Annotated in this window: 17 protein-coding genes and 1 pseudogene; 11 read left to right on the forward strand and 7 right to left on the reverse strand. The window is 35.4% G+C overall.

From position 1 onward, the window contains the following. Positions 1-65: 65 nt before the first annotated feature. Complete coding sequence (locus WBY99_RS07840) at positions 66-1,616, forward strand: serine hydrolase (protein WP_423975777.1); 1,551 nt, start codon at positions 66-68, stop codon at positions 1,614-1,616. Between the two features lie 206 nt (positions 1,617-1,822). On the opposite strand, the gene WBY99_RS07845 is transcribed toward WBY99_RS07840, so the two are convergent. Further along, entirely contained in the window at positions 1,823-3,427 is a 1,605-nt protein-coding gene (locus tag WBY99_RS07845) for a S8 family peptidase (RefSeq protein WP_423975778.1), read from the reverse strand. 82 nt (positions 3,428-3,509) lie between these two features. Next, entirely contained in the window at positions 3,510-4,115 is a 606-nt protein-coding gene (locus tag WBY99_RS07850) for a hypothetical protein (RefSeq protein WP_423975779.1), read from the reverse strand. Positions 4,116-4,275: 160 nt separating this feature from the next. Here WBY99_RS07850 and WBY99_RS07855 point away from each other — a divergent pair, with 160 nt between their 5' ends. The 3 genes from WBY99_RS07855 to galE all read left to right on the forward strand — a co-directional run bounded on the left by WBY99_RS07855 (position 4,276) and on the right by galE (position 6,907). Continuing rightward, complete coding sequence (locus WBY99_RS07855) at positions 4,276-5,400, forward strand: DegT/DnrJ/EryC1/StrS family aminotransferase (protein ID WP_423975780.1); 1,125 nt, start codon at positions 4,276-4,278, stop codon at positions 5,398-5,400. A gap of 198 nt (positions 5,401-5,598) precedes the next feature. Further along, positions 5,599-5,850, forward strand: coding sequence for a hypothetical protein (locus tag WBY99_RS07860; protein WP_423975781.1), 252 nt, complete (start codon positions 5,599-5,601; stop codon positions 5,848-5,850). A 40-nt stretch (positions 5,851-5,890) separates the two neighbouring features. Further along, on the forward strand, positions 5,891-6,907 hold the full coding sequence (galE, locus tag WBY99_RS07865) for a UDP-glucose 4-epimerase GalE (protein ID WP_423975782.1): 1,017 nt from the start codon (positions 5,891-5,893) through the stop codon (positions 6,905-6,907). A gap of 99 nt (positions 6,908-7,006) precedes the next feature. Here the strand turns inward: galE and WBY99_RS07870 are convergent, their stop codons facing one another. The 4 genes from WBY99_RS07870 to pnuC all read right to left on the reverse strand — a co-directional run bounded on the left by WBY99_RS07870 (position 7,007) and on the right by pnuC (position 12,650). Further along, the gene (locus WBY99_RS07870; RefSeq protein ID WP_423975783.1) at positions 7,007-9,574 is read right to left on the reverse strand and encodes a TonB-dependent receptor domain-containing protein; all 2,568 of its coding nucleotides are present in this window, start codon (positions 9,572-9,574) and stop codon (positions 7,007-7,009) included. Positions 9,575-9,826: 252 nt separating this feature from the next. After that, a complete protein-coding gene (gene mltG, locus WBY99_RS07875) occupies positions 9,827-10,864 on the reverse strand; it encodes an endolytic transglycosylase MltG (protein WP_423975784.1) in 1,038 nt (345 codons plus the stop codon). Between the two features lie 21 nt (positions 10,865-10,885). Further along, a complete protein-coding gene (gene dapF / locus WBY99_RS07880) occupies positions 10,886-11,662 on the reverse strand; it encodes a diaminopimelate epimerase (RefSeq protein WP_423975785.1) in 777 nt (258 codons plus the stop codon). A 316-nt stretch (positions 11,663-11,978) separates the two neighbouring features. Further along, positions 11,979-12,650 (reverse strand): nicotinamide riboside transporter PnuC, encoded by a 672-nt coding sequence (gene pnuC / locus WBY99_RS07885; RefSeq protein WP_423975786.1) that lies wholly within the window; start codon positions 12,648-12,650, stop codon positions 11,979-11,981. Between the two features lie 161 nt (positions 12,651-12,811). On the opposite strand from pnuC, the gene WBY99_RS07890 reads away from it, so the two are divergent. The 7 genes from WBY99_RS07890 to WBY99_RS07920 all read left to right on the forward strand — a co-directional run bounded on the left by WBY99_RS07890 (position 12,812) and on the right by WBY99_RS07920 (position 20,722). Continuing rightward, entirely contained in the window at positions 12,812-14,497 is a 1,686-nt protein-coding gene (locus tag WBY99_RS07890; RefSeq protein WP_423975787.1) for an amino acid permease, read from the forward strand. 138 nt (positions 14,498-14,635) lie between these two features. Beyond that, entirely contained in the window at positions 14,636-15,652 is a 1,017-nt protein-coding gene (locus WBY99_RS07895) for a WD40/YVTN/BNR-like repeat-containing protein (RefSeq protein ID WP_423975788.1), read from the forward strand. 219 nt (positions 15,653-15,871) lie between these two features. Further along, positions 15,872-17,233, forward strand: a complete 1,362-nt coding sequence (hemN, locus tag WBY99_RS07900) for an oxygen-independent coproporphyrinogen III oxidase (RefSeq protein ID WP_423975789.1) — start codon at positions 15,872-15,874, stop codon at positions 17,231-17,233. A gap of 217 nt (positions 17,234-17,450) precedes the next feature. Then, complete coding sequence (locus WBY99_RS07905; RefSeq protein ID WP_423975790.1) at positions 17,451-17,966, forward strand: GNAT family N-acetyltransferase; 516 nt, start codon at positions 17,451-17,453, stop codon at positions 17,964-17,966. A 112-nt stretch (positions 17,967-18,078) separates the two neighbouring features. Continuing rightward, on the forward strand, positions 18,079-18,516 hold the full coding sequence (locus WBY99_RS07910; protein ID WP_423975791.1) for a carboxymuconolactone decarboxylase family protein: 438 nt from the start codon (positions 18,079-18,081) through the stop codon (positions 18,514-18,516). 48 nt (positions 18,517-18,564) lie between these two features. Beyond that, positions 18,565-19,998, forward strand: coding sequence for a pyridoxal phosphate-dependent decarboxylase family protein (locus tag WBY99_RS07915; RefSeq protein ID WP_423975792.1), 1,434 nt, complete (start codon positions 18,565-18,567; stop codon positions 19,996-19,998). A gap of 22 nt (positions 19,999-20,020) precedes the next feature. Further along, positions 20,021-20,722: a VIT1/CCC1 transporter family protein gene (locus tag WBY99_RS07920; protein WP_423975793.1), complete on the forward strand. Its 702-nt coding sequence runs from the start codon at positions 20,021-20,023 to the stop codon at positions 20,720-20,722. A gap of 269 nt (positions 20,723-20,991) precedes the next feature. Here the strand turns inward: WBY99_RS07920 and WBY99_RS07925 are convergent. Next, positions 20,992-21,149 (reverse strand): annotated as a pseudogene (locus WBY99_RS07925) (DUF488 domain-containing protein); the annotation flags it as partial.

Consider the following 21,149-nt stretch of genomic DNA (forward strand, 5'->3'; position numbering starts at 1 on the left):
CAGAAATATCTAAACAACGCAACACTTCTAAAAAATTTCTATCTTTGAAAAAATCAAAATTTATAATGAAACGCAATTTAGCTTTACTCTTTGTTCTTGTTTCCTATGTCGCATTTGCGCAGTTTGAAGAAAAAAAATTAGACGAACTTATTCAAAATACTTTGAAAACTTTCGATGTTCCCGGTATTTCGGTGGGGATTGTGAAAGACGGAAAAGTGATTTATTCCAAAGGTTTTGGCGTACGATCGTTAACGACCAACGAAAAAATGACTGATGAAACTTTGGTGGGCATCGCCTCGAATTCCAAAGGTTTCACGGCAACCGCTTTGGCAATGTTAGCGGATGAAGGTAAACTGAACTTCGACGATAAGGTGTCCAAGTACATCCCCGAATTTCAAATGAATGATGCATATGTTTCGAAAGAAGTTACCATCAAAGATTTAATTACCCACCGAGCAGGTCTTGGTTTGGGACAAGGTGATTTGATGTTTTTCCCAGAAGGCGGCAGCTTGACGGTAAACGATATTATTCATAATGTAAGATATTTGAAACCCGACCATTCTTTCCGCTCGACTTTAGAATATAACAACATCATGTTCATCGTTGCCGGAGAAGTGATTTACCGAGTTTCTGGACTTTCTTGGGCTGATTTTATCGAACAAAGAATATTGAAGCCTGTTGGGATGGCTGCCAGCTTCGGGAGCTATAATCGAGCGAAAGCGGCAAATGCGTCCAATATCATCGATGCTCATGCGCCTGTTGACGGAAAAGTAATCGCAGTTCCCCACGACTGGAACGAAACAGGAAATGCGGCTGGTGGAATCATCAGTAATATTAAAGACATGTCCACTTGGGCAGAATTTCTGATGAATGGTTTTACCACAAAAGACGGTAAGAAGTTGGTTACCGATAAACAAATTCAGCAATTGTGGAACTTACAGATTTCTACACCCGTTGCGTTGAAAAACCCTTACGATACTAATTTTAATGGTTACGGTTTAGGTTGGTTTTTAACTGATGTGAAAGGTCACAAACAAGTATATCACACCGGCGGATTAATTGGGACGGTAACACAATTTACCTTGATTCCAGACATGAAATTGGGGATTATCGTTCTTACGAATCAGCAGAGCGGTGCGGCTTTCAACGCCATTACCAACACCGTGAAAGATTCTTATTTGGGAGTTGCAGACCGGAATTGGCTGAAAACGTATGGCGACCGAATGGTAAAAGTGAATGCAGATTACGAGAAAGAAAAAAAAGAAATATTTGCGAAGTCTGAAGTCTTTAAGAAAGATAAAAATGCACAAATCAAAAATGAACAAATAACAGGAACCTACACTGATCCTTGGTTTGGCGAGGTGACGATTTCTAATGACGGGAAAAAAATGCGTCTTTTTTGTAAAAATTCTCCGAGATTGAAAGGGGAGTTGTTGCCATATTCATCAAATGTAATGATTGTAAAATGGGATGATAGAAGCTATGATGCCGATGCATTCGTCAACTTTAATTTAGACGAAAATGGAAAAGCACAAGGAATGAAATGGAAACCAATTTCTGGCGTTACCGATTTCAGTTTCGATTTTGAAGATCTTGATTTACAGAGAAAAAATTAAACTCATTCATAAAAATAAAAGCCTCATCAATTAGATTTGATGAGGCTTTTTATGGAATTTAACAAGTCTTATTTTTTATGAAGACAAGATACAATAGCTTTATTCTCTAAGGCTATTCATAAGTTTGTAAAAGGTTCTTAGAATCGCTCATTTGAAAAGCTTTATGCAAAATGTTTTTTTGCACCTTTTGAGTTTTAAATAAAACATTATTCTTTAATAAGCTTTTCGATATATTGGTTTTTGTCTGTTTGTACTTTTATAAAATAAACGCCGCTTGCTAATTGCTCGATATTACTTGATTTCTCATTTTTAAGAGTCTGAAGTTTTCGTCCCAAAGTATCATACAATTCCAGAGAAATAATTTTTTCATCTGTTTTAATGGTGAACGTTTTTCTTGCAGGATTTGGATAAATTGCTAATGCAGATTTCTTTTCGGTATTTATTGTAGATAAAGTGCTATTCCATGTTTTGCCAAAATTTAAAATTCCGTATCCTTTTTGTGGATCTGTATTTGGATAAAGTGAAGCATTTTGACGCAGCAGATTGCTGATGTCAGCGATTGGTTTTGTCGGAAGGGCTTGTAGTAAACAAGCGACACCTCCTGCAGCCAATGGAGTGGCAAAAGAAGTTCCGTTACTTGAGGTCACCGAGTTATTAAAACCCATATAAGTTGAAGTTCCACGGGTACTTCCATCGGGTTTTATAACGCCTACTGCATTCGGACCAAATGAAGAAAATGTAGAACTTTCTCCTGTAGAGGTCACCCCTCCAACCGTAAATACCTTTGCATTATCTGCTGGAGTGATGATGTAATGCCAAGGTTTTTGAGCTTCATTTCCGGCGGCGGCCAAAACAAATATTCCTTTCTCGGTGGCGATTTGTGCAGCTCTTGCAATAAATGATGTTGTGCCAGTCATGTCAGAATACAATAAATTATAACGTGGGTCATCGAAATCGTAATAACCCAGTGAAGTGGTAATTAAATCAACTCCTTTTCGGTCTGCCTCTTCAGCTGCTTCAGCCCAATAAAGTTGTTCTTCGGGAATTTCGTTGTCGCCATCTTCACTTGCGTATAAATAAAAATCGGCATCAGGAGCTGTACCAACAAAGCTATTTTGAACATATCCAGCAATGACTCCAAGACAATAAGAACCGTGGTTATTAAGTGAGGTATTATAAATGTCGTTGCTTTTATTAACGAAGTTATAACCGCCTTTAATCTGACCATTATTTCTCATTCTGGCATATACAGATCCAGTATTTACCGTTGGGAATCCAGTGTCGATTACCGCAATTGTAACTCCAGTTCCAGTGAAGCCAGCGATATGTAACGGACGAAGATTAACTTGGTCAATTTGAGCCAAACCTAGACCATAATTGAAAGTGGTTTTCCCAATAGCATTATTAAATTCATCGAATTTATTTACTTTTTTTATTTTTGATTTTCCGCCAGTCGGATGTTTAATAAACCGCTCTACGGATTGTACATACGTTTGAGATTCAAGGTTTGAAATCTGCGCTGTAGTCGCGTTTACCGCCACGCCATTCATCCATTTTGAATAATCTTTTACGGTGAATCCGAGGTTTCGCACATTTTGAATGTAAGTTGGTTCAATTGGCGCATCCTGATCATTGAGTGCGATTCCCAATTTTGTTCTTCGATCTAAAGATTTCTGAGTTAATTCTGAGAGTGGATTGGCATAAAATGATGCTTTATTCGGTTTGTCCTTAAAGAAGACAAATACAAGTTCTGTCTGCGCATTGCTAAAAATAAAAAGTAAAAGAATAAAAAATGATATAGGTTTTCTCATTTCGTTGAATTGTTAAAGTATAACAAAAATAGAAAAATGCTGAAAACTATTCAGTATTTTAAGTAAATATATTTTAATAGTTTTATTTAATATAAGTTTTGTTTCCGTTTTTATTAATGTAATATTTTCCACCTTTTGGACCGATAAGAACTTGATGTCCATTATAAGTTCCACCATTTGAAGGATTATAAGCTTGTTTTGCCATTGCTGGTGCGGGAGCAGTTTTTCTTGGTGTTGCCGTTGGTGCATTTTGCGCCGTTGGCTGTACTGTATTTGTTGCCGTGGTAACTGCGGTTCCCGAAGTTTTTTTGGGGTATGTTCTTTTTGGTTTAGTTGAAGAATTATCCGTTGTAGTTGACGTTGCAGCAACTGGAGTTACAGTAGCGTCTGTTTTTTTGGTGTATGTTCTTTTCGGTTTAGTTGAACTATTATCCGATGGAGTTGACGTTGCAACAACCGGTGGAGTTACAGAAGTGTTGCTTTTTTTGGTATAAGTTCTTTTGGGTTTGGTCGAGCTATTATCGGTGGTAGTTGGCGTTGCTACGGCAGCAGGAAGGTCTGTTTTTTTGGTGTATTTTCTTTTTGTTTTTGTTGCTGGTGTAGCTGGGTTAGCCGTTTGCGCATAAAAATCTGCTGTTCCAAAAACTGTTATTAAGAACAGCATCAAGAAAAATTTAGTTGTTTTCATAATTTTTTTATTAAGTTAATTATTAACTATTTATCTAAAATTATTCCATAAGTAATTGGCAATCAAAAAATAACAAATTTTGTGATATATTAAAAAAACATTAAAGAGATTTAATTTTTTAAAAAACTTAATTTTAGTAAATTTGAGGAAATATTTTTTTATGAAAAAAATTCAGATGGTTGACCTTCAAAGTCAATATTATAAAATAAAACCTGATGTTGATAACGCAGTACTCAATGTTTTAAATACGGCAGCATTTATCAATGGTCCCGAAGTAAAATCTTTCCAAACAGAGCTGGAGCAATATTTAGACGTGAAACACGTGATTCCTTGCGCAAACGGAACCGATGCTTTGCAAATCGCATTGATGGCTTTAAATTTAAATGAAGGCGATGAGGTCATTACCGCCGATTTCACTTTCGCAGCAACGGTTGAAGTGATTCATTTATTAAAGTTAAAATCGGTTTTGGTCGATGTCGATTATGATACTTTCACCATCGATATTGACAAATTAAAAGCTGCAATTACGCCGAAAACCAAAGCGATTATTCCGGTTCATTTGTTCGGTCAATGCGCCAATATGGAAGAAGTTTTGAAAGTAGCGAAAGAACACAACTTAGCGGTCATCGAAGATAATGCACAAGCAATTGGTGCCGATTTTATTTTCGCTGACGGAACTACAAAAAAATCGGGAACGATGGGAACGATTGGAACAACTTCTTTTTTTCCTTCCAAAAACCTAGGTTGCTATGGCGATGGCGGCGCAATTTTCACCAATGATGATGAATTGGCACACAAAATTAGAGGCATCGTAAACCACGGAATGTACGAAAGATATTACCATGACGAAGTAGGCGTAAATTCTCGTTTAGACAGCATCCAAGCGACGGTTCTTCGAAAAAAACTTCCGCTTTTGGATGGTTATAACGATGCAAGACGAAAAGCTGCCGACTATTACGACGAAGCTTTCGCTGGAAATCCAAATATTTTGACCCCGAAAAGAGCAGAAAATTCGACCCACGTTTTTCATCAATATACTTTAAGAATTACGAACGGAAATCGAAATGAATTGCAACAATTTCTTACCGAAAAAGAAGTTCCTGCGATGATTTATTATCCGGTGGCGTTGAGAAAACAGAAAGCCTATTTCCAAGAAAGCGACGATAAAGATTTCGTGAATACCGATAAATTATTGAGTGAAGTAATTTCTTTGCCGATGCACACGGAATTGGACGAAGAGCAGTTGAAATATATTACGGATGCGGTTTTGGAATTTTTGGGATAAGCTCTTTATATAAGAAATAAAAAGTTTATCAGAACAATTTTAGTTTTGTTAATTTTGTTTTTTATTTTCACATTATCAATTAGTATTTTTAATAGATTTTATTTATTGAGAATAGCAAAATTATCATATATTGACATTATAATACTTTGTTTTAATTGTGTTGAATATATATTTTATATAATTACATTAATATTATTTTTGAAAAAATCTAATAGATTTGCATCAACATTTAATGTAGCAATTTCATTGTCTATTTTGCATATGTGTTTTGATTTTGGTTTTAAAACATTTTATCTAAATAAACTTGAGGCTAATGATTTAAGTTACAACATTGGTTCTGTAAGTGCATTTATATGTATTATTATATTGATGATTTACTTTGCGCATTTGGTTAATAAAAGTGAACTAAAAGAAAACTTAGAAGATATTAGCGAAATCGGAAAACCCTAATAAAAATCATTTATTACTCATTATTCATCAATTAAAAAAAATGACAATACTCGTAACAGGCGGACTCGGATACATTGGTTCCCACACCGTTGTAGAGCTTTTAAACAATGATTTCGATGTCGTAATTGTTGATGATTTATCGAATTCGGAGAAATTTATTTTACATAATATTGAAACCATTACCGGCAAAAAACCCATATTTTTTCCTTTCGATTTAAAGAGAAAAGAACTGCTTGCACAAGTTTTCGATGCTTTTGAAATTGATGGTTGTATTAATTTTGCAGCGTTCAAAGCGGTAGGAGAGAGCCAGGAAAAACCGATTGATTATTATGAAAACAATCTTTTTTCTTTAATTAATATTTTGCAGGAATTCAAAGCGAGAAATATTTCTAATTTTATTTTCAGTTCATCTTGCACGGTTTACGGACAAGCCGATGAACAACCAATCGACGAAAATACGCCGCTCAAAACCCCAGAATCTTCTTACGGAAAAACCAAGCAAATGGGCGAAGAGATTCTGAAAGATTTCGCGACGGCTCATCACCGAAAAATTTCATTATTAAGATATTTTAATCCAATTGGTGCGCATCCATCGGCATTGTTGGGCGAATTGCCGATTGGGATTCCGAATAATTTGGTTCCTTATGTTACGCAAACCGCTTCTGGAATTCGGGAGAAACTCAATATTTGGGGAAATGATTACGAAACGCCCGATGGAACAGCGATTCGCGATTATATCTACGTCGTAGATTTGGCGAAAGCGCACGTAAAAGCTTTGCAGAAACTAATTGCTTCCAATGAACAAACCGTGATTGATATTTACAATCTTGGAACAGGAAAAGGATCTTCGGTTTTGGAAGTGGTAGAAGCTTATGAAAAAGCAAACAATGTAGCAGTTCCCTATCAAATTTGCGAAAGAAGAGCCGGCGACATCACCATCGCTTATGCCAACGCCGAAAAAGCTGAAAAAGAATTGGGTTGGAAAGCCGAAACTTCTTTGAAAGAAGCACTTAGAACGACTTGGGAATGGCAGAAATATCTGAAAAGCCGAGATTAAAATTTTAAAATAAGTACAAAAAAAATCCTGAAAAATTTAATTTCAGGATTTCTTTTTATACTTTTTACATCATACAGTTTTATATTGTACAATCAAAAATTACATCGGTGGACCTTGGTCGTCTCCGCCTTGGCTATTGGCGTTGATGTCTTTTTTACGTTTCGGTGCATCTACTTTTTCACCTTGCTTAAATCGGTAAGTTAATGAAAGTGAGAATTGTCTCGGTTGCCATTGCATAAAGTTTCTTCGGGTATAATCATCATTAAAGCTGAAAACCTCTCTGCTTCTGGTGTTGAAGATATCTTGAAGATTGAAACCAATAGTTCCGTCGCCTTTCCAAATTGTTTTTGATGCTCCTAAATTGAAGGCATACATTGCATTACTATTTTGGTTAGCAGCTTTTCTTGCCCCCCTATAGAAACCTTGTAATTGTACGCTTAGTGTTTTATCAATTTTAAAAGTCGTGTTAAGTCTTGAACCAAATGAAAATCCGTTTCCTGTGAAATCCATATAGCCAGTTTTATTTGCGCCATTTTCGTCGAAAGTAGCATAGGCAGCGATTCCTGTGGTTTTATATCCGAAAAGATCCACACTTCCCATAAACTTCAACCAAGAAAATGGATCAACCGTAAAGTTAAGATCTAAACCATAACGATCGTCGTTTCCTAAATTAATAGGCTTGGTATAAAATACGTTTTCTCTTTCATCAGGTCGATACACAAGCATTTTTCTGTCGTCGGTTGAATGGCGATAGTATAATGTTGGATTAATGGTGAATTTCTTTTTCGAAATATTATAGCCCACTTCGTAGGAATCTACATAAGCTGGATTCAGGTCAATGTTTCCGGCAAAAATATTTTGGCTGTTCGAGTAGTTCGGGAACGGAACCATCCAGAAAGATCTTGGTCGATCAATTCTTTTCGAGTAGTTTAAAAGGATCTGATTGGTTTTGGTAATGTTATAACTCAAAAATACACTCGGGAAAATATTGTTGTAATTTTTTGTTTTATCAATTGGGATATCGCCGGGCGCTTGGTTGGTATAGTTGATTTTCACGTTAGAGAGTTCGTCTCTTAAACCAATTTGGTAACCAAAGTTTTCGCCAATTTTACTTTTAAATTGTACATAAGCAGCATTAAAGATTTCGCGATAATCGGTATTGTTATTATAGAACGGAATCAAATCATTCGGCAACGTACTGAATACCGTATTCGCATAAGTATTATCATTTACATCTAATCTATAACCTGCTTCAATCTTAGATTTTTCACCAATCGGAAGTTCATAATCTGCTTTACCAATAACGGTTTTGTTTTCTGATTTTCTGCTGGTAATATCATTTAATAAAAACTGAGAATCTTGGGTCTCTGTAATATTAGAAGAGCTATTATTATTGCTACTTTGCACACTTAGTGATAATGAAATGTTCTGTCCATTATCATCGAATTTGTGATCTATACCTGCATCACCTTGGAAGGCAAGATTGTTTCCTTTTCCTATTGAATTTCTTTGTCCGAAATTATTCTGAATTCCACCAAGCGTATAATAATCGCTGAACGTATTCAAATAATCATCATTCTCACTTTCGAAAGTTCGAACCAATCCTGATAAATTAAATGAAGTTCTGTCTGAAATATCATACACAAAACCACCCATTGCATTATAATTCATGCTGGTGCTATTGCTTTCAGAATTTTGTAATTGATGGTAAAGTGCTTTTGGATTTGGGTTTGTAGCCGTTGGCGTAGGAACGGTAACATTATTATAATCCGTTTCGGTATCGTTGATTCCTTTTCCTTCGCTGTAACCGCCGCCACCATTGAGGAACCAAGTCATTTTATTTTTTCTCCAACTAAGATTAGCGTTCAAACTCGTTTTTGGCAAATAACCGATATTTCCGGTAACACTTCCGTTAAATCCGACTTTTTTAGTTTTCTTAAGAATAATATTCAAAATCCCTGAAGTTCCAGAAGATTCAAATTTCGAAGATGGATTGGTAATGACTTCAATTCTTTCGATTTGATCGGCTGGGATTGATTGTAATGCATTCGCACTATCATCAATTCCTAATAAAGAAGAAGGTTTTCCGTTGATCAAAAATTTTACATTCGTACTTCCTCGCATACTAACCGTTCCGTCTGTATCCACAGAAACCGAAGGAACATTATTTAAAACATCTTGCAAATTACCACCTTTGCTAATCAAATCTGTTGAAGGATCATATACTTTCTTGTCCAACTCAACCCGATAAGGTTTTGCAGCTTGTGCGGTAATTACAACACCTTGTATATCCTGTGTTTTTGCGTTTGTGGCTGTGCTTTCTGCTTCTACAACAAAGCTTCCAAGATTTCCGCTTGTTGTGATTTGTTTATGAAGAGTCGCTTTTTTATAATCGATGGCTTCAAGCGTAATGTCGTAATTTCCAGGAGTTAATGCAAGTTGGTATACTCCCTTTTCGTCGGTTAAAGCCGCATCGCTAAAAAGTTTATTCGCTTTATTGCTGAAGGTTACCGAAGCATAAGGAACCGCATTGTTTTGTTTATCTACAATTTTTCCGCTTACATTTACTTTCTCTTGGGCAAAAGCTAAACTCGCTGCGCCCAAAACGAAAGTTAATCCTAATGTTCGTTTTCTGATAATTGATGCAATCTCAATTTTGTTCGTCATATTCTTATTTTAATACTATACAGATTACTTTTTTTAATAAAAGTTAAATTAAATGTTTGTTTAAATTTCATCAAAATTAATTCCCAACCCTACAGGGAGTAATTTTGAAGAAATTTTCAAAGAATTTTTTCACCTTTTAGTCCTGAAAGTTTTCGGGAGGGGAAAAGAAAAATTCTTTGAAAATTTGGTTTTTAAATATTATTAAATTTCAAAAAGTGGTTTTAGCCTTTCCGAAGTTTATATTTTTTTTTCTTATTTGATGTTTCTAGCATTCAACCAATCTTGATAAGCTTTCGCATTGATGGCGTGTTCCGCCGCACTTGCCGTGAATTTGTGAAAACCAAATCTTTTCGGATCGGCGCACATGTAAATGAAATCGCTTTTTTGCGCATTTAAAACCGCATCCACCGAATTTTTATCAACCACACAAATTGGTCCCGGCGGAATTCCTGCCGAAAAATAAGTATTGTATGGCGAAGGTTCTTTCAAATGTTTGAAAAACACCCTTTTAATCGGTTCTCCCCGGAAATTATTGGCTTTGCTTACCGCATAAATTACCGTGGGATCGCTTTGCAATTTCATACCTTTTCGGTATCGGTTCAAATATAATCCTGCAACGGTTTTCATTTCGTCGGGTTTTCCGCCGGTTTCTTTGTAAACCAAAGAAGCTAAAGCGTAAATTTGATCTCGACTTAAACCCAATTGTTGTTCTTTGGCTTTTCTTTCCGCAGTCCAAAAATTGTTGTATTCGTTTTCAAATTTTTTAAAGAAATCCTTCGGAGTTACCGTCCAGTAGAAGTTGTAAGAATCAATAAAGAAATATTTTTTAAGGTCTTCGGCGTTGTTGAGTCCTTTTTCTGTCGCAATTTTATTCAAATCATTTGCAAATTTCAAAGAATCCAATTCTGTTTTTTTAGCGACTTTCCCTATCATTTGGTAAACCGAGAAAAAATCGCCAATTCGGAAGGTGTTTTCGGTTTGGTTTCCGGCTTTAATCATGTTGACCAAATCGGTATTATTGGTTCCCAATTTTATTCGGTATCGACCTGCATCGAAAAATTGGTTCAGATTTTTACTTTTCGCAACTTCAGCAAAACTTTCTTTGTTCTTAACATAAGGCGCAATGGAATCTAAAATCGAATTAAAATTCGCAGAATGTGGAATTAAAACGTAACCTTCCTTTTCAACATTATTTCCGTAATATTTTTTATAATATTTAAAACCGAAAATAAATCCCGCTATCAATAGGAGTAAAAGGATTACCGAAACGATTCCCAAAGATTTTTTCATTGATATAATCTGAAATTTTTTCTAAAAATTAATTTTGCCTTTGAAAACTTGTTTCGCAGGACCTTCTAACCAAATGTTTTTGAAGCTTTCGCCTTCCTGTTCTGCATAAACTTTCAGGTTTCCGCCCAAAACTTTCACTTGTACAGAAGTTTGATTTTTGTCTTTCAAAAATACAAGAGCAGAAGCCGTAACTCCTGTTCCACAACTGAAAGTTTCGTCTTCCACGCCGCGTTCGTAAGTTCGCACGAAGATTTCGTTTTCAGAAATTTCTTCTACAAAATTCACGTTGATTCCTTCTTGCCAATAAGACGGCGAATTTCTGATTTTGTTACCATTTTCGAAAACTTTATAATCTTTTAACATTTCCACGAAAGCAACGTAATGCGGAGAACCCGTATTCAACTCGAAATTTCCACCGATATTTTTAATGGAATTTACGTCAATCATTTTGAGTTTAATGATTCCGTTATTGATTTCAGCTTCGTGCAAACCATCGATTGCGGTAAAAGTTGTTTGATCTTCGAAAATATCGAGAAAATGAGCGAATGCAACCAAACATCTTCCGCCGTTTCCGCACATGGTACTTTCGTTTCCGTCGGAATTATAATACACCATTTTGAAATCTGCCGTCGGATCATTTTCCAATAAAATTAATCCGTCGCCACCAATTCCGAATCGGCGGTCGCAAAATTTTTCGATGATTTCTTTTTCTTTGGGAAACTGCAGATCACGATTATCGATCATTACGAAATCGTTTCCAGTGCCTTGGTACTTATAAAATTCAAATGTATTTTGCATAAAATGAAAAGGTTTTATCCTCGTGTTTTTTGGGACTGCAAAGATACTTAAAACTTTATCATTGTATGGAGAACATTATATTTTAAACATCAAGGTTTATGATAAACTTTGTGCTGTTTTTTTACCACATAAGTTGATTAGAAATGAGAAAAATAGTTCACTTCAGTTCCCAAAAGTTTAGAAAATTTTAATTCTCCTTCTAACATGTTCTTTTTCTAATGAAAGCATTTTAAAACTAATGTGGCTTATGTATTAAAAAGCTACAAATTCAGCGAAATGTAATCTTAAATTAATGAAGTAAGCTGTTGATTTTGGATTATTTATTATGATGGGTTTGATGATTTTTTTTCCATTCGAAATAACCAATAATCGCCATTACCGTGAAAACCAAATATTGAATGGAAGTAATTCCCAAACCTTTATAAATCATCATCGGGATGCAAATGATGTCGCCGATGATCCAGAAAATCCAGTTTTCGATTTTGCGTTTTGCCATGAACCACATTCCGACCAAGAAAATTGCGGTGGTGAATACATCAAGCCAATTCGCCCAATCTAAGTGATATAATCCCAATTTCACATTTTCCATGGAAAAATGATTGTCGATAAACGGTTTGTAATAATAGACAATGGTGACTAAAATTAAACTGATAAAAAATAAAATTCCTGCGAAAATCCATTCTTTTTTTGTTGCCCACGAAACTTCAACGTGAATATGATCTTCCGAGCTTTTTGCCCAAAGAAACCAACCATAAATGCTCATCACGGTATAATAGAAATTAATCATCATGTCGCCGAGCAACCCGAAATTAAAGAGAATATAAACGTAAAGCGCAGTAGAAATAATCCCCGTGGGATAAACCCAAATGTTTTTTTGAATGGAAAAATAAACGCTTAAAACTCCGAAAATTGTGGCAATGGCTTCCAAAATAATTTGAAAAGTGTCGTAAGATTCGTAAGGTTGAAGGAAGAGATCATGGAAATTCATATTTTCAAAGATAATTATTTTTAGGGAAAATCATTTTTGTTATTTCTATATGAAAATCAATAATTTATGACGCTAATATTAAATTAAAAAAAAGAAAACGTGTTAAAAATAGTTAATCATTACTAAATTTTTATATTTTTGGGAATCTTAAAAAATAAAAAATGTCAAATCTTTGGAGAACGAAACCACTGAGTCAATTATTGTCGGAATCTGACGAGACTTCAGACGGTTTGAAAAAAACATTATCTTCTGCTTCTTTGGTCGCATTGGGAATCGGTGCGATTATTGGCGCCGGATTATTCTCGATTACCGGACTTGCGGCAGCTAACTACGCCGGACCGGGAATCATGATTTCCTTTATCATCGCAGCCATAGGTTGTGCTTTTGCCGGCTTGTGTTATGCAGAATTTGCATCGATGATTCCTGTTGCAGGAAGTGCTTATACGTATTCTTATGCCACGATGGGCGAGTTTATCGCTTGGATTATCGGTTGGGATTTGGTTCTGGAATACGCCGTTGGTGCGGCAACTGTTGCTTCGAGTTGGTCGGGTTATCTCGGAAAATTTTTAGGTAATTTTGGAGTTTCACTTCCACATGGTTTGATGATGACTCCTTTCGACAGTTATACGGTTGATGGGGTTATGCATACAGGGTTAATCAATTTACCAGCGGTTTTCATTGTAACCATCATGTCTTTAGTTTTAATTAAAGGAACGAGCGAATCGGCTTTTGTAAATACTTTAATTGTTATTCTTAAAGTTTCTATCGTAATTATCTTTATCGTTGTGGGATGGAAATATGTGAAAGCTGAAAACTTAACCCCTTTAATTCCTCAAAATACAGGTAAGTTTGGCGAATATGGTTGGTCGGGGATTATTCGAGCTGCCGCCGTCGTCTTCTTTGCCTATATTGGTTTTGATGCCGTTTCAACAGCAGCACAAGAAACCAAAGATCCTAAAAAATCAATGCCGATTGGTATTATGGGTTCCCTTCTAATTTGTACGGTTTTATACATCATATTCGCTTATGTAATGGTGGGTGTAGTTAATTATAAAGCGTTCACTTCTGGTAGTGGCGGCGATCATTTGGCACCAGTTGCAATTGCAATTGAAGCCATGGGTAATGTTGTAAATGGAACTATGGTTCCTGCTTATCCTTGGTTGAATACCACGATTATTTTCGCTATTTTATTGGGGTACGCTTCGGTTATTTTAGTAATGTTAATGGGGCAAAGTCGTGTGTTTTACTCGATGAGTAAAGATGGTTTGTTGCCAAAAGTTTTCAGCGAAGTTCACCCGAAATTTAGAACTCCTTATAAATCCAATCTTTTCTTCTTGATTTTCGTGAGTTTATTTGCAGCCTTTGTACCGGGAAGAGTAGTAGGAGAAATGACCAGTATTGGAACTTTATTCGCCTTTATTTTGGTTTGTGTTGGGGTTTTGGTATTGAGAAAAACACAACCAGATGCGCCGCGTGCATTTAGAACTCCGCTTGTTCCATTGATTCCTATTTTAGGAGTTTTGGTTTGTTTGGGAATGATGGTTTTCTTACCATTTGATACTTGGATTCGGTTGGTATGTTGGATGATGATTGGTCTTGATGTTTACCTGTATCGTGGGATTAAAAACTCTATTTTAGGAAAACAAAATGATACGACTCATGATCCAAAAAATTATACGGTAACTGCTATTTCGGGTATTTTCTTAACAGTACTTCTAGTGGTCTTAGCATATCTACATCACAATAATGCAGAAGTTGATGATAGCGGATTAGTGATGTTCTCCGTAGCGATGATCATTGTACATGCTATTTTATATGGATACTATTTCTTCAAATACAAAAAATAATTATTGATATAAATAATAAATTTCCCGTCTTTTATGGCGGGATTTTTATTTCATGTTGTTAAAGTTTTTAGATTTTCACTTTGTCAAAGTTTTCAGTGTTGTAATTGTACTTTAACAAAGTTTTTCTAAATTTATCAAATGAAAAAACTCTTATTTTTTATTTTCATCTCATCTATTTTTAATGCTCAAAGCTTAAAAATTGAAACTTTATTAAAAGACAAAATCTCCATTCGTGCTTTGCAGATTTATGATGGTAAAGTTTGGTATTCCGGTACGGATTCTAAATTTGGATATGTGAATTTGAAAGATACTTTAGATAAAAAACAACTGAAACTTTCGGATAAAAAATTGCAGTTTCGAACTTTGGCGCAAAATCGAACGCATTTTTTTGCAATTAATATTGAAAGTCCGGCGTATTTTTTTAAGATTGCAAAAAAGAATTTGAAATATCAAGTTGTTTTTAATGACAATGATAGTAAAGCTTTTTATGATGCTTTAAAATTCACCAATAATTCTTTCGCGATTTCATTTAGTGATCCTTCAGAAAATCAAAGACTCAATATTTCACAAACCAGAAATGGAGGCGAAAAATGGATTCATTGTAACGATTGTCAAGATTTTCCCTATTTAGAAAAAGGAGAAGCTGCTTTTGCTGCCAGTAATACGAATATTGCAAGTGCAGGAAATTTTATTTGGATTGCAACGGGCGGAATCAAATCCCGGATTTATAGAATGAAGAACACTGATTGTAATTGGGAAGTTTACGGAACCCCTTTCATCCAAGGAACTTCTTCGCAAGGCGTTTATTCTATTGATTTTTACGACAAAAATTTCGGAATTGCTGTTGGTGGAGATTATACCAAACAAGCAGAAAACATCAACAATATCGCAACCACAAACGACGGTGGAAAAACCTGGCAAATTCAAGCTTCCGGAAAAAATGGAGGTTACAAAACCTGCGTGAAATTCCGTCCGAAATCGAAAGGAAAAGACATTATCGCAGTTGGCGACCAAAACATCGAATTCTCCAACGATTACGGCAAAACGTGGAAAACAATTTCCGAAGAAAAAGGATTGTACGTTTGCGAATGGATTGATGAAAACACCTTGGTTTTCGCCGGAAAAGATCGAATTGTGAAAATGAAATTGAATTAAAAAATAAAAATAATTATTGTTTCGTGAGAACCCTTTCAGCGTTTTTCGCTAAAAATAAAATTATTCAATTAAATGTTTTTTTGTCTTGCCTTAATGGTAAATTTTCAGAATTAATATTTTTTTTGCAGCAACCCACTTTCAATAAAGGATTTCAACAACGATCCAAAAAACTGACAACTATCAACGATCAACTCACAACTAATTTCTTACTTTTGCAGTATGAATTCTTTAATCGACAAATACAATATTCCCGGTCCGCGTTACACTTCATATCCAACCGTTCCTTTTTGGGACGAAACTGCTTTTACCAGCGATTTATGGCAAAATTCGGTCATCAAATCTTTTAATGAAAGCAACGATGCTGAAGGAATTTCCATTTATATTCACCTTCCGTTTTGTGAGCAATTGTGCACATTTTGTGCGTGTCATAAACGAATTACGAAGCAACATTCCGTAGAAACGCCTTATTTGGAAAGTGTTTTGAAAGAATGGAATTTATATTTAAAATTATTTAAAGGTAAAAAACCAAAATTAAAAGAACTCCATCTTGGTGGCGGAACTCCCACTTTTTTCTCTCCCGAAAATCTTAAAAAATTATTGGAAGGAATTTTCGAAAAAGCAGAAATTGCCGAAAATCCGGAGTTTTCTTTTGAAGGTCATCCCAATAATACCACGAAAGAACATTTGCAAACCTTGTATGATTTAGGTTTCCGAAGAGCAAGTTTTGGCGTTCAAGATTATGATCCGCAAGTTCAGAAAGCGATTAACAGAATTCAGCCTTTCGAAAATGTGGAAAAAGTAACAAAATGGGCGCGAGAAATTGGCTACAAAGGCGTTTCCCACGATTTGGTTTTCGGACTTCCGTTTCACACTTGGGAGAAAATGGAATACACGATTCGTAAAACTTTAGAATTAAAACCCGATCGTTTGGCGTTTTATTCCTACGCTCACGTTCCGTGGATTAAAGGCGTTGGACAAAGAGGTTTCGACGAAAATGATTTGCCAAGTGGCGAAGAAAAAAGAAAACTCTACGAAAACGGAAAAAAACTTCTGGAAGAATTAGGCTATATCGAAGTCGGGATGGATCATTTTGCGTTGGAGCATGACGACCTTTATCAATCGATGAAAAACGGAAAAATCCATCGTAATTTTATGGGATATTCATCCAGCAAAACCCAATTGATGATTGGTTTGGGAATGAGCGCAATTTCAGATTCGTGGTACGCTTTTTCTCAAAATGAAAAGTCGGTTGAAGAATACCAGAAAAGAGTAGAAGCGGGAATTCTTCCTGTGATAAAAGGTCATATTTTAAATGAAGAAGATTTGAATATCAGACAACATATTCTGAATTTAATGTGCCGATTAGAAACTTCTTGGGATTTGCAAACTTCTTTCCCGGAACTCGAAAATGCTTTGGAACATTTAAAAGAAATGGAAACCGACGGTTTGGTAGAAATTTCAGAAAACGCCATAAAAATCACCGAAAAAGGACGCGCTTTCACGAGAAATGTTGCGATGACTTTCGATCTTAGAATGCTTCGAAATAAACCTGAAACTAGAATTTTTTCGATGACGATATAATTGAGAAATCCAATATTAAAATAAAAAAGCGACTTGTGAAAGTTGCTTTTTTTGGTTTTAAAACGGTGGACTTTTCGCTAGGATTTAATTATCTTTACAAAAAAGAACTTCTCTTTGATACAGGTTTGTACAGTCGATTTTTAACTTTGAAATAGAACGTAAAAATCTGAATTTTAATTCTCATCAGAAATTGAACAATATTAATATGAACTCGTCAATGATTATAACAAACAGCAACGTCGATGATATCCCAGAAATTTTCAGGCTTTATCAACTCGCTACCGATTATCAAAAAATCACCTTTTCAGGAAATATTTGGCCAGAATTTGATGGGGATTTTATTACAACTGAAGTTCAAGAAAATAGGCAGTTCAAATTAATCATTGAAAATAAAATAGCATGTATCTGGGCGGTCACTTTTAATGATGCTCAAATTTGGGAAGAGCGAGAAAATAATGATGCTATTTATCTTCATCGAATTGCCACAAACCCAGAATTTAGAGGAAATAACTTTGTGCAAATTATTGCAGACTGGTCGAAAAATTTCGCCAAAAAAGAAAATAAAAAGTTCGTTCGAATGGATACTTGTGGACAAAACGATCGATTGATTAATCATTATAAAAATTGTGGATTTAGTTTTTTAGGAATGAGAAAGTTAAAAAACTCTTCTGAATTACAAGTTCATTATCAAAATGCGGACGTTTGCTTTTTTGAAATAAAATTGGAAGCTTAGTATGATCAAAAAGAATAGGAAACCCCTCAATTTTATATTGTCTTTTTCAGTAATTTTATTACATGAAAAATTTGTGTATTTTTCGACTTAAAAATTAATAAAATCTTCAATAATGGAAACTAGAATAAATATCTCAAAAGTAGATCCCAAAGCATATGAAGCAATGATTGGCTTAGAAAAATATCTTGCCCAAAGTGGTTTGGATAAAACACTTTATGAACTCATTAAAACCAGAGCTTCCCAAATAAATGGTTGTGCATTTTGTATCAATATGCACACTCGTGAAGCAATAGAACTTGGTGAAACTGCACAACGATTATTTCTATTGGATGCTTGGAGAGAAACCGAACTTTTTACCGACAAAGAAAGAGCTGCTTTAGCATTGACAGAAGCGATGACTTTAATTACAAATGGCCACGTTCCTGATGACGTTTATAAAGAGGTAGAAAATCATTTAGCACCAAATGAATTGGCAGCTGTAATCATGGCAATCGTCGCAATCAATGGTTGGAATCGAATTGCGATTACCACAAGAATGCCTTTAGACTAAGGGAAATTAAACGTAATTCTATTGTAAAATAAACAACCAATTTCTATTGTGAATACCGAAGAGCTCTTATTAAAACTCACTGAATTAAACAAGACAAGTCAGTTACTTGAAACTCCTGAAATAGAACGACTAGAAATGATGGAGAGCGTAACAGATTATGCCAATCATTTTATTGCTGGACTCCCTACTGTTAAGGCTTTTCAGGAAAAAGAAGCGACTTCATTAGAAATTACAAATCAAAAAAGATCACTAAAAGAGCTTCTTATTCTTTATCAAAAACAAGTCGCAGAAACTGGAATCAATGCCGCTTCGGGAAAACATTTGGGTTATATTCCAGGAGGAGGTGTTTTCACTGCGGCTCTTGCCGATTTTGTCGCCGCAGTTACCAATCCTTTTGCAAGTGTACATTATGCCTCGCCAGGGGCGGCTACGATTGAAAATGAAGTAATTAAGTGGTTGAAAACATTGTTTTCATTCCCTGAAAACGCAGTTGGTTGCCTGTCTTCCGGAGGTTCCATTTCTACTTTGATTGCATTTACTGCAGCACGAGATTATCATAAAGTTAAGAATGAATTCATTAAAAAAAACGTTGTTTATTTAAGTGAACAAGTTCATCATTCCACGCAGAAAGCATTGCGGATTATTGGTTTGGAAGATGTCATTATTCGCTACATTGCTTTAGATTCTCATCATAGAATTAAAACTGATTCTTTAGAGAAATTAATTGAAAACGATATTGCAACAGGACTTCAACCGTTTATGATTGTTGCAACTGCGGGAACTACAGATACTGGAACCATCGACCCTTTAGATGAAATTGCCAGCATTTCGAAAAAATATAAAATGTGGTTTCATGTGGATGCAGCTTATGGTGGGTTTTTCATCATGACTTCTAAACGAGATCTATTTAAAGGAATCGAAAAAGCAGATTCTCTGATCATCGATCCTCATAAAGGTTTGTTTCTTCCTTATGGCGTTGGTGCGGTTTTAATTAAAGATAGTGCCGCAGTTTTACATTCCAATTATTACACAGCGAATTATATGCAAGATGGTGCTAATGAAGAAATGTTAAAAAGTCCAGCCAATGTTTCACCAGAATTAACCAAACATTTCAGAGGACTACGGGTTTGGCTGCCACTTCAAATGCATGGGATAGAACCGTTTGTTGCTTGTCTTGAAGAGAAATTATTGCTGGTTCACTATTTTAGAAATCAATTGGCTGAACTGGGTTTCTGTCTTGGACCAGAACCAGATTTGTCGGTCAGTTACTTTTGGTACCCCTTCGAAACCGATATAGATGAAAAGAATAAACAATTAATGGATGAGATTCATGCAGATGGTTCTGTGTTTTTAAGTTCGTCCATTATCGATCATCGTTTTGTAATCAGGATTGCCATTTTAGCATTCCGAACAAAAAAAGAAATCGTTGATGAAGCCATCGGAATGATTAAAATCTGTTTAAAGAAAGTGAAAAAATTGTAAAATTATTACCAAAAATCAAAGAATGATTACCATTGATAACTATTTAGATTCTCATTACATTCACCGAAGCAATTGGTTAAGAGCTGCCGTTTTGGGTGCAAACGATGGAATTATTTCTGTCTCGAGTCTCGCAATTGGGGTGACTGCTGCAAGCTCTAGTACGGAACCTATTATTTTAGCTACCGTTGCGTCATTGGTTGCTGGAGCTTTATCAATGGCTGCAGGCGAATATGTTTCCGTAAGTTCTCAAACCGATATCGAGAAGGCAGATATTGAAAGAGAAAGACAGGAACTCCATGCGATGCCCGAAGAAGAATTAAATATGCTGGCTCAGATCTATGAAAAACGAGGACTGAAAAAAGAAACCGCAATGCAGGTAGCTCTTGAGTTAACAGAGTCGAATGCTTTGGCAACACATGTTCGTGATGAATTGGGTATCAATGAAATCAGTCAGGCGCATCCTATTCAGGCAGCACTTGCTTCAGGCAGTTCGTTTACGATTGGTGGTGTTTTGCCGCTTTTGGTTGTGCTTTTGGCTCCTTTGAAAAACATGGAATATTGGCTCTACGGTTTTACCATTGTTTTTCTCATTATTTTGGGTGCTGTAGCTGCAAAAACAGGTGGTTCAAGTGTGCAGAAAGCCATTCTGCGAATTACAGTTTGGGGCACTATTGCCATGGGATTGTCAGCCTTAGTTGGTTATTTATTCGGTGTTAGTGTTTAAAAATAGGTCTTCCAATTGCTACGCATGAAATTTTTAAATATTGAAAAACGATTTTTTTGTCATCATTTAGTTCTTCGAATAGATGGTGGTTTATTGACAAATAATCAAATATAATAATCAACAATGTAAACAAGGATAAATAAATCACAAAGCCATAATCGGCTTGGAAATTTCCTAGAAAGAATAGCAGTGGCAATGGGGAACTATAGCTCAACCTCTGTGATATGATTTCTATAAATAGATTCTTCTCTTCGTCCTTTTGTAAAAAATCACTTTATTTTCTGCTCAATAAACATTTTCAAAACCGGAAGTTCACTTACTTCAATTTCCTTTACAGAAGTCATTAAAGTAATTGTTTTGTGCTTTTCAATTTGATTGAGAAATATTTTCGTTTCGGGGTTCTCAGCTAATTCTTTTAGATATTTTC

Origin of the sequence: Kaistella sp. (assembly GCF_049588135.1) — a bacterium.
Lineage (GTDB): Bacteria > Bacteroidota > Bacteroidia > Flavobacteriales > Weeksellaceae > Kaistella.

Coding starts and splice junctions, on each gene's coding strand:
- galE (WP_423975782.1), top strand. CDS start 5,891: ATGACAATACTCGTAACAGGCGGACTCGGATACATTGGTTCCCACACC.
- pnuC (WP_423975786.1), bottom strand. CDS start 12,650: ATGAATTTCCATGATCTCTTCCTTCAACCTTACGAATCTTACGACACT.
- WBY99_RS07870 (WP_423975783.1), bottom strand. CDS start 9,574: ATGACGAACAAAATTGAGATTGCATCAATTATCAGAAAACGAACATTA.
- dapF (WP_423975785.1), bottom strand. CDS start 11,662: ATGCAAAATACATTTGAATTTTATAAGTACCAAGGCACTGGAAACGAT.
- WBY99_RS07920 (WP_423975793.1), top strand. CDS start 20,021: ATGATTACCATTGATAACTATTTAGATTCTCATTACATTCACCGAAGC.
- WBY99_RS07890 (WP_423975787.1), top strand. CDS start 12,812: ATGTCAAATCTTTGGAGAACGAAACCACTGAGTCAATTATTGTCGGAA.
- WBY99_RS07895 (WP_423975788.1), top strand. CDS start 14,636: ATGAAAAAACTCTTATTTTTTATTTTCATCTCATCTATTTTTAATGCT.
- hemN (WP_423975789.1), top strand. CDS start 15,872: ATGAATTCTTTAATCGACAAATACAATATTCCCGGTCCGCGTTACACT.
- WBY99_RS07905 (WP_423975790.1), top strand. CDS start 17,451: ATGATTATAACAAACAGCAACGTCGATGATATCCCAGAAATTTTCAGG.
- WBY99_RS07845 (WP_423975778.1), bottom strand. CDS start 3,427: ATGAGAAAACCTATATCATTTTTTATTCTTTTACTTTTTATTTTTAGC.
- mltG (WP_423975784.1), bottom strand. CDS start 10,864: ATGAAAAAATCTTTGGGAATCGTTTCGGTAATCCTTTTACTCCTATTG.
- WBY99_RS07850 (WP_423975779.1), bottom strand. CDS start 4,115: ATGAAAACAACTAAATTTTTCTTGATGCTGTTCTTAATAACAGTTTTT.
- WBY99_RS07840 (WP_423975777.1), top strand. CDS start 66: ATGAAACGCAATTTAGCTTTACTCTTTGTTCTTGTTTCCTATGTCGCA.
- WBY99_RS07910 (WP_423975791.1), top strand. CDS start 18,079: ATGGAAACTAGAATAAATATCTCAAAAGTAGATCCCAAAGCATATGAA.
- WBY99_RS07855 (WP_423975780.1), top strand. CDS start 4,276: ATGAAAAAAATTCAGATGGTTGACCTTCAAAGTCAATATTATAAAATA.